We start from the raw sequence: 9,142 nt of genomic DNA, 5'->3' as shown, positions 1-9,142 counted from the left end.
GGATTTCCACTCTCTTACTATAACTTGAATTTTGTCAACTGTCAAGTTCTCCGATACCTCAATTAAGCTTCGCGCGATCGCCTTTTTCCCACTCCATCCAATTATCCAGTTTTCACTCAAAAATTATCCCGCTCGCCAGTTACAGCCAGCATTTGCTTTCTGCTCACCACGATTGTTTTTATAAGAGGGATTTTTTTCTGGCTCCCTTGATTTAAAAATGCTTTCCCAACCCTATTTTTAGGGCGGCACGGATTTCCACTCTCTTACTATAACTTGAATTTTGTCAACTGTCAAGTTCTCCGATGCCGGAATTAAACTGTTCATGGCGCAATTTTCCAGCCGTAACCGCTTGACAGATTGATTTTTTTTTGTTAAATTAAGATAATGGAAATCTGTGCGCGTAAAAAAAACAGATAAATTATCCAAAGCAATCGAAATCCAAGGCAGCAGCGGAGGCATTAGCGTTTAAGCAATTAAGGCAGTAAACAAAAACCCTTAACAACCCTTAGTGTCTTAGTGCCTTGGTGGTAAAATAATCCAGTTCAGCCGTGGTAACCTGGATAAACCCCCAAACCAACAAACATTGAGATAAGCATAAAGTGACAGTAAGAGTTCGGATTGCACCCAGTCCTACAGGGAACTTACATATCGGCACAGCAAGGACGGCTGTATTCAACTGGCTATTCGCCCGTCACCACGAGGGCAAATTTATCCTGCGAATAGAAGACACAGACGAAACGCGATCGCGCCCGGAATATACCCAAAGTATTATAGAAGGATTAACCTGGCTCGGCTTAACCTGGGATGAAGGACCATTTTTCCAATCCCAACGGCTGGATTTATATCGCCAAGCCACAAAAACACTATTAGATAAAGGATTAGCCTATTACTGCTACACCTCAGAAGCAGAATTAGAACAACTTCGTAGCGCCCAAAAAGCCAGAAAAGAAGCACCTCGCTACGATAACCGCCACCGAAACCTGACACCAGCTCAAAGAGAAGCCTTTGTTGCCGAAGGTCGCAGTCCGGTAATTCGTTTTAAAATAGAAGACAATCGTGAAATCGTCTGGCAAGATATGGTACGAGGGAAACTTACCTGGAAAGCCAGCGACTTAGGTGGTGATATGGTAATTGCCAGAGCATCAGCAGATGATGGAGTTGGTCAGCCACTATATAATTTAGCAGTAGTAGTAGATGACATTGACATGAAAATTACCCATGTCATCAGAGGTGAAGACCATATCGCCAATACCGCTAAACAGATTTTACTTTACGAAGCATTAGGGGAAAGTATCCCAGAATTTTCCCATACTCCCTTAATTTTAAATACCCAAGGAGCAAAACTATCTAAGCGAGATGGGGTAACATCTATCTCTGAATTCAAGAATCTGGGATTTATTGCCCCAGCCATGGCTAATTATATGACATTGCTGGGATGGTCGCCTCCAGATACAGAGGAATTATTTAGTTTAGCAGATGCTGCCAAACAGTTTAGCTTTTCCCGGGTTAATAAAGCCGGGGCCAAATTTGACTGGGTGAAGTTGGACTGGGTTAATAGTCAATATCTCCATAAAATGCCAGCTTCTGAGTTAGTGGATTTATTGATACCATACTGGGAATCCGCAGGATATAATTTCGATCCAGTAGGGCAGCGGGCTTGGTTAGAAGAAATGGCAGTAGTAATTGGTCCGAGTCTCGCTCGCTTACCAGAAGCAGTGGAGATGACTAAGATATTCTTTAGCGATGGAGTGGAATTTACTCCAGATGCCACAGCACAACTACAACAACCAGGAGTCACTGAGGTGATTCAAGCCATTCTAGAGGCGCTGGAGAAGACAGAAACATTGACACCAGATGAAGCGCAGCAGATTCTCAAACAGGTGACAGCAGAGAAGAAAGTAAAAAAAGGATTAGTAATGCGATCGCTCCGTGCTGCTTTAACTGGTGATGTTCATGGACCTGATTTGATTGCCTCTTGGATCTTACTACATCAGGAGGGTAAAGATCGAATTCGGTTACAACAGGCGTTGCAGGGGGAGTGATATTAATTCACTCTCAGGAAAGCGATCGGGTTTGATAGGGGGGTTGGGAATCAAACAGCACTGTGGCACTCCTCACTCCCTGACAAGTCACCGGAACATTTTTTACCATCCCTACGTCGCAAAATAATGTGTTGACCTGTTAATATCAACTAATCAATATCGTTTGTAACTATTAGAATCCATAAGTCAGTGCTGAAACAAGGGAGAAAAATCATTAAAATCTTTCGAGCTAGCGCCGCAATTGTCACGATCGCAATTGCCAGTCAATTATTTATGGCTCCATCAGCTCAATCCCAGTCAGCCCAACCCCAGCCAATCTTTGATAACGTCACAATTGGACCAAAATTTGCGCCAGATCCTTTAACCCTTCGGGGTATCAGTGGCGGTCCAGTCTCAGTAAGGGAGATTGCTGGTCGTGCAGAAACAGCTACAGGTCCTTGTGTCGGTTTTGTAGATCGCCAGCCAGATCATACTGTAGTATTAACTGCATTTTTTAACTATCTGAGTCTGGAAGTAGAAAGTCCAGAAGATACCACTATATTAATTAAAGGACCTGGGGGTAGCTGGTGTAATGATGAGTTTGATGGCAAAAATCCTGGTATTGCAGGTCAGTGGCTAAAAGGTACTTATGCAATCTGGGTGGGTTCTTACGACAAAGATAAATATCATCCCTATATTATTAGAATTAGCGAAGTCGATCTACTCAATCCCGGTCCATTTCGGCGTTAAGGTGAGGAGGTAGGAAGTTGTAAGACCGAGCCTATTTAGCTTTTGACTATTTTTGGCTGTATTTGGCAGTATAGTTATTTCTGCCACACTAGACTAGTCCCTAGTCCCTAGCCACTTTTCGGTTAACTATGACCAATTCAGATCGAGCTAAATTAGTGAATCGTCCTTATATACGTTGGCTAGTTTGGGGTGGAGCGATCTCGCTGACCGCAACAATTTCTGCTACCTTGGGGGCAACACTAGCATTAATGTCGCCTCTATCCTCCTTTATTATCCCTGACAATCCATTATTTGGTGGCAAAGATAAATCCTTAAGTCAAAGCTTCCCATATAATATCGCCCGACCCGTTAATATCCTAGTCATGGGGATTGATCGAGTACCAGATGTACCGAAAAGTTCGCCAGAAATATTTTCCGGTCGCAGCGATACCATATTACTCTTGCGGCTAGACCCAAAAGAGAAATCTGTCACCCTCCTTTCCATCCCAAGAGACACCCAAATAGAAATACCAGGCATTGGGATTGATAAAATTAACGACGCTAACGTTAAAGGCGGAGCGACTCAAGCAGCAAAAGTAGTTAGCCAAACCTTAAATAACATCCAAATAGACCGATACGTGAGAATTACCACCGATGCCTTTCGGGAACTAGTAGATTTAGTTGGTGGCGTAGAAGTTTTTGTCCCCGAACCAATGGAATATACAGATATCACTCAAAAATTGCATATCGACTTAAACCAAGGATGGCAAACCCTAAACGGAGACCAAGCCGAACAATTTGCCAGATTCCGCAACAACAATAAAGGAGATATAGGTAGAGTACAGCGGCAACAAATCCTCCTCAAAGCACTACGCCAGCGTTTGACTAGTTCTGCAGTACTACCGCGTTTACCTCAAGCCATTCGAGTGATGCAGCAATATATCGATACCAATCTCACTCTCGAAGAAATCCTCGCCATAGTTAGTTTTAGCCTAAACTTACAGCCTGATGACTTAAAAATGGTACTCTTACCCGGTCGATTTAGCACACCAAAAGAATTCATTGCCAGCTATTGGATCGTGGATAAAGAAGGTAAAAACAGAATAGTCCAAGACCACTTCCAAAAAAAACCTGATTTCCCCTCAGCCAATACCCATCCATCCCCTAAGCAGTTGCGAATAGCCATTCAAAACGCCACAGATAACCCAGAAATTGCTAATCGAATTAGCCAATATCTAACCCAAAAAGAATTTCATAACATATATATAGTGAAAGACTGGCCAGATAGACTATCCGAAACAGAAATAATAGTCCAACAAGGAGACCTAAAAGCAGCCACCTCCCTCAAAAAAATCTTAGGCATTGGTAAAATAGAACCCTCCTCCATCGGCGAACTTAAATCCGACCTCACCATTCGCATCGGCGAAGACTGGTTAAATCGAGACATCCCCACCAGCCAAAACTAAAATACCCCTTTGCGCCCTACTCTGACGAGAAGCCGCTGCGCGTCTATGCGTTAAAAAAAAATATGATTCGGGAATTAAATATCCCACCGCTCCTCCCTAGATAAGCCCTACTTAGCAAAATTACAGTTTACATTTAATATTTCAATCTCACAAAACTTAACACGGTCAAGGAATCCTGACTTATTAAATTTTTCAGAACGATTTTGCGTTGTTTCAGCCCTGTGTTATAATTTAATGCTTGGAGTTATATTGCCTATTTTATGTACATGTTGGCTGAAACTATTGAAATAGCGTTAAAAAAATCGCCTCCATCGGGTTTTCCGAAGCAAGAAAAAGGCTCGTAGTGACATGTATTTTTGTAAAAAACGCCCCATATCACTCGCTAAATGATTAAGTTGTATGAAGAAGCGGTGATGGGATTTGACAAAATACACAAAATATGTATTCGGTTGCGTTAAAAAAAGAATCCTATTTTATCCTTTTACACCACTCCCAGTATCGGTGGGAACGATATATTTTTGCAGGAATATGAATAATAAGAGTACTGGGGCAATCGATACGATCGAACCTGCGGCTATTAGTCGCCAGTCTAGGGAAAATGTCCCTGCGAGTTTGGCTACTCCTAGTGGTAAGGTGAAGTATGTTGGTCTATCTAGAATTAATAATGGCCAGAGAAAGTCACTCCAGGAACCAATAAAGACAAATATCGCTAATGTTACTAGTGCTGGACGAATTGCTGGGAGCATTATGTGCCACCATAAGCCTAGTTCTCCTACTCCATCTATTCTGGCGGCTTCTTCTAGTTCTTTGGGTACGGCTTGAAAGGCTTGTCTGAGTAGGAAAATACCGAAGGCGGAGGCTAAATTAGGCAAGATTATGCCTAGGTAGGTATTTCTTAAGCCTAGTTGTACTGTTAATATATAAAGGGGTATCATCACGATTTGGAAGGGTATCATAATTGTGGAAACAATACCCGCAAACATGATATCCCGTCCCCGAAAGTCTAGTCTCGCCAGTGGGTAAGCGGCTAGGGCACAAAAGAATAGGTTTATGCTGACGGTGAGTATGGCAACAATCGTACTATTAAATAGATATTTGCCAAAGGGATTGGTTTGCCAGACTTTGATGAAGTTTCCTAGGGTGGGCTGACTGGGTAAAAGTTGGGGGGGAAAGCTGAAAATATTTTCAGTGGGTGACTTTAATGATGTCCCGATCAGCCAGATTAGGGGAAAGAGCATCATAAACGCGATCGCGCTTAATCCCACGTACATCCATATAATTCCCCTCTTTCCTTCCCCACTCATTTCTCCACCTCCGTGTCTTTGTGTCTTTGTGGTTAAATAACCGAGTATCCCAGCTAAGAAGCAAAGGAAGAGTTAAAACACTATTCCCTAACCCTGCCGTTTCTTTCCTGCTTTGGCAGCTTTCTTGGCGGCTTTCTCGGCTGCGATCGCGGCTAATTTGGCTTGTTCTTTCTCTTCGGCGATTTTATCTAGGTAATAATGATAGTCTCCTAGGTATGTCCGAAACTCTCCTTCCCGAATTTCTACTATCTTAGTGGCTACCTGAGAAATAAAATAGCGATCGTGGGATACGATAATTACCGTGCCGTCATAGTTCTGGATGGCTTCTTCCATCATTTCTTTGGCGGGAATATCTAGATGATTGGTTGGCTCATCGAGAATGAGTAGATTGGCTGGACGTAATAGCATCTTTGCCAAAGCAAGACGGGCTTTTTCCCCTCCACTCAAAGACGCAACTTTTTTAAAGACTGTCTCCCCACTAAATAAAAACCGTCCTAATAGAGTCCGCACCTCTTCATTTTTCCAATCTGGCATTTCATCATGGATTGTCTCCATTACGGTACGATTCAAATCTAAGGCTTCTGCCTGATTCTGCTCGAAGTAACCGGGAATAACATTATGATCGCCTAATGCTACTGTACCTCCTGTGGGCTTTTCCATCCCCATAATCATCCGGAGTAAGGTAGATTTACCTGCACCATTAGGACCGAGGAAGGCAATCCGGTCTCCTCGTTCGATTTCTAAATCTGTACCCAGAAATAATATCTTATCCTCATAGGTATGGACTAGCTCTTTAATTTCTACTACCTCTCGACCGCTCCGAGGTGCAGGGGGGAAGCGAAAGTGAAGGGTTCTTAATCCACCTGTTGGTGCTTCAATCCGTTCTATTTTATCTAGTTGTTTCTCCCTACTTTTGGCTTGGGTACTGCGAGTCGCACTAGCGCGGAATCGGTCAACAAAGGCTTGTTGTTTTTCTAATTCCTTTTGCTGACGCTCGTAAGCGCTCATTTGGGCTTCTGCCATCTCGGCCTTTTGTTGGAGATAGGCGGAATAGTTTCCTAGATAGGTACTGGAGACTCCTCTTTCTGTTTCCACTATTTGGGTACAGAGGCGATCGAGGAATTCTCGGTCATGGGATACTATTACCATTGGGGTTTTTAGTCCCTTGAGGTAAACTTCTAGCCATTCGATGGTTTCTAAGTCTAGATGGTTGGTTGGTTCGTCGAGGAGTAAGATATCAGGTTTCTGTAGTAATATTTTCCCCAAACTCATCCGCATCTGCCAACCGCCACTAAAAGCACTGACTAAGCGATCGCCATCTTCATCAACAAATCCCATTTCTGGTAGAATCTTCTCAATTTGAGCGTCTAATCCATATCCATCCAGGGCTTCAAAATGACGTTGTAATCGATCCAGTTTATCAATTAGGCGATCGAGTTCTTCTGGATTAGCCGTTTGCATCTGATGATGGATCTGCCCCATGCTATGCTGAACTTGGTTGGCTTCCTGAAAAACTGTCCAAAATTCTTCTCTAACAGTCCGAGTCGGATCTACTTCAAATTCTTGGGTAAGATAGGCTATGTGTAAACTTGCCGGACGGATTATTTCCCCAGACGTAGGCTCCATCTCCCCAGCAATAATTTTCAGTTGGGTAGATTTACCTGCCCCGTTGACACCGACTAAGCCAATTCGGTCCTGTGGCTTGACTTCCCAATTTACATCTTTGAGAACTTCGCCAGTTGGATAGATTTTACTGATATGTTCGAGTCGCAGCATGAGGAGTATTCTTAAGGACGATGGCAGGAAGGCAGATTGAGCAACCAGACAATGCAGCTTACTCAATATCCGACATAATCTTAACAAAAATTAAAGTACATGTCTTGTCCTTTATCTGAATCGCCGGGAAGACTCCCGTTATGGCTGGAGGGGGTTATAGGTCAAAATAATCTTTGATTTACCGAGGGAGGATGTCACTTCCCTAGTCCCTAATCCCTAATTTGGCATTACTACCGGAAAGCTCCGGTAACTTCAGGAATTGACATGCCACAATGGTGAGGTCTTGGCACACCCGATCGGGGAGAAAACCGTTATGTTAAGAGCAAGTAAAATTCTGGCTGCTTTATCAGTATCGCTGTTATTAATGGTAACGACAGCTTGTGCTGCCCCAACTGCTGCACCACCAGCTTCCACTAAAACCGCTCCAGTTACTTCAGTAACGCCGAAGGATACAACATCAGCTCCGATTCCCGCAGGTAAACCTGTGGCTGGCGGTCAATTTAACAAATTCTTCCCCACCAATAGCGGCAGCTACAAGAGCGTTTTTGCTCAGGAGAAAACTGGCTTTGCCCAAGCTAAGTTACAAAATGCAGGTAAAGATGTAGCTGTCATCTCAATTAGCGATTTGGCGAATAACCCCACTGCCGCTAAAAAATACCAGGCGAGTACTAAAAAGGTGGCGGGTTATCCAGCAGTGGAAGTAGGGAAAACTCAAAGCGCTATTTTGGTGGGTAGCCGCTATCAGGTTACTGTTCAATCGACTACACTGACTCAAGGCGATCGCGAAGCTTGGTTACAAAAGTTTAACCTGAGTGGTTTGGCACAATTAAAATAACATCCCCACAGCCGTAGGCATAACTATTTGAGAAACCACAAAGACACAAAGATAGGAAGGACAGGGATAAATAAATAGTATTCCACGGCAAAGGGAGTAAGCTCAAGCATTTGTTAATCAAGAACTAATCACCAATAACCAACAACTTATGAGCAAATCAATCATTCAACTAGTCGATGAGTTACCCACAGGTGGGATAACAGTGTCAGCTTTGCGATCGCTAGATTTTGTGGCTCCTGGTGAGTGGCATAATCTAGTGGGATTTAAGAATACGGTGATGGCGGTGACAGGGGAAGACGATCCTGGATTGATTCAAGACATCAGCGAACGCGCCCTTTGGTTGTATAATGACCAAGATCAAGGATATCAAAGAGCGATCTGGCTATTTCAAACGATTGATAGTGCTGATGCTGCTATTGGTGCTGCTGCTTTAGCTAATAAAATTGGTGAGAAGATTTCTTTTCTGGGTTTCCTCAACCAACTTACTCCCAAGGCAGATACTGTTCAAACTATCGATTTATGTTTGAAAGTGGTTGTGGAGTTGGTTGCCTTTTGTCAAATTAATGGTATTCCTGGAGATAGCATCGGCGATTTTCTCGGCTCCCTGGCAAACTACGGGAAAGAGTCTATGATCCGAATGGCAGGATTGGTTTGTTTTGATGGTTTGATTCCTCTAGGTCCTGATTTTATCCAAAAGGCTTCATCAAACCTGGCTGGACTTAGCCCCTCTAGCTTGGAGCAAAATGATACCTTTAAAAAAATTAGTACCTTGATTCCAGGTGGCAGCAGCGCAGGTAAGCTGGATTTTATTGGTCAAACTTTTGGCTCAGTTCAAGGCTGGATGGGGAATTTGGTAAGTTCGAGGGGTTTGAATCCTCAAAATGTTGTCAGTAACCTGCAAAGTTTTGTGGAAATTGCTGATGATAAGTTGGATTATCTCGCCGCTTTCCTGGATATGGCAACTAATTACTACGAGCATACAGGTACTCAGACGGTAGCACGTTGTTTGAG

The 9,142-nt window shown here is 43.3% G+C and carries 7 protein-coding genes; 5 read left to right on the top strand and 2 right to left on the bottom strand.

Translation table 11 applies throughout. The annotated features are described in order from the left end of the window. Positions 1-599: 599 nt before the first annotated feature. From gltX to NJ959_RS09705, 3 genes are all read left to right on the top strand, one after another. Entirely contained in the window at positions 600-2,042 is a 1,443-nt protein-coding gene (gene gltX, locus NJ959_RS09715) for a glutamate--tRNA ligase (protein WP_254011555.1), read from the top strand. Between the two features lie 273 nt (positions 2,043-2,315). Beyond that, positions 2,316-2,771, top strand: a complete 456-nt coding sequence (locus tag NJ959_RS09710; protein ID WP_254011564.1) for a hypothetical protein — start codon at positions 2,316-2,318, stop codon at positions 2,769-2,771. A 128-nt stretch (positions 2,772-2,899) separates the two neighbouring features. Next, on the top strand, positions 2,900-4,216 hold the full coding sequence (locus NJ959_RS09705; RefSeq protein ID WP_254011554.1) for an LCP family protein: 1,317 nt from the start codon (positions 2,900-2,902) through the stop codon (positions 4,214-4,216). Positions 4,217-4,689: 473 nt separating this feature from the next. Here the strand turns inward: NJ959_RS09705 and NJ959_RS09700 are convergent, their stop codons facing one another. Next, entirely contained in the window at positions 4,690-5,520 is an 831-nt protein-coding gene (locus NJ959_RS09700) for a carbohydrate ABC transporter permease (RefSeq protein WP_254011553.1), read from the bottom strand. Positions 5,521-5,607: 87 nt separating this feature from the next. Next, positions 5,608-7,296 (bottom strand): ABC-F family ATP-binding cassette domain-containing protein, encoded by a 1,689-nt coding sequence (locus NJ959_RS09695; RefSeq protein ID WP_254011552.1) that lies wholly within the window; start codon positions 7,294-7,296, stop codon positions 5,608-5,610. Between the two features lie 313 nt (positions 7,297-7,609). Between NJ959_RS09695 and NJ959_RS09690 the strand changes: the two genes are divergently transcribed. Together NJ959_RS09690 and NJ959_RS09685 are read left to right on the top strand one after the other, a co-directional pair. Continuing rightward, positions 7,610-8,131 (top strand): hypothetical protein, encoded by a 522-nt coding sequence (locus NJ959_RS09690; RefSeq protein WP_254011551.1) that lies wholly within the window; start codon positions 7,610-7,612, stop codon positions 8,129-8,131. A gap of 148 nt (positions 8,132-8,279) precedes the next feature. Then, the coding region (locus tag NJ959_RS09685; protein ID WP_254011550.1) for a hypothetical protein at positions 8,280-9,142 on the top strand (863 nt) is incomplete at its 3' end.

The organism is Limnofasciculus baicalensis BBK-W-15 (assembly GCF_024178385.1).
Classification (GTDB): Bacteria; Cyanobacteriota; Cyanobacteriia; order Cyanobacteriales; family Coleofasciculaceae; genus Limnofasciculus; species Limnofasciculus baicalensis.
The sequence above is the reverse complement of the archived record's forward strand: the minus strand, read 5'-3'. Positions and strand labels throughout refer to the sequence as shown.